Raw genomic sequence first — 242 nt, forward strand, 5'->3', positions numbered from 1 at the left:
AAGGAGTGATCAATATATGTCACGGCTTCACAGCAAAGTATTAATCATAGACGATGAAAAAGAAATTTCGGAACTGATCAAAACCGTATTAATAAGAGAAGGCATTGATCGCGTAGTGACCGCTTCAACTGCCCGTGACGGATTGGCTCAATTTCATCAAGAAAATCCCGATCTTGTGATATTGGATATCATGCTGCCAGACGGTGAAGGCTATGATATCTGCAAGCAAATAAGGGACATTT

The 242-nt window shown here is 40.5% G+C and carries 1 protein-coding gene; it reads left to right on the plus strand.

The features are described from left to right. Positions 1-16: 16 nt before the first annotated feature. A partial coding sequence (locus tag SB658_RS26930) for a response regulator (protein WP_410603570.1) occupies positions 17-242 on the plus strand: 226 nt, incomplete at its 3' end.

This window comes from Bacillus sp. SIMBA_008 (assembly GCF_046535495.1).
Classification (GTDB): Bacteria; Bacillota; Bacilli; order Bacillales; family Bacillaceae; genus Bacillus; species Bacillus subtilis.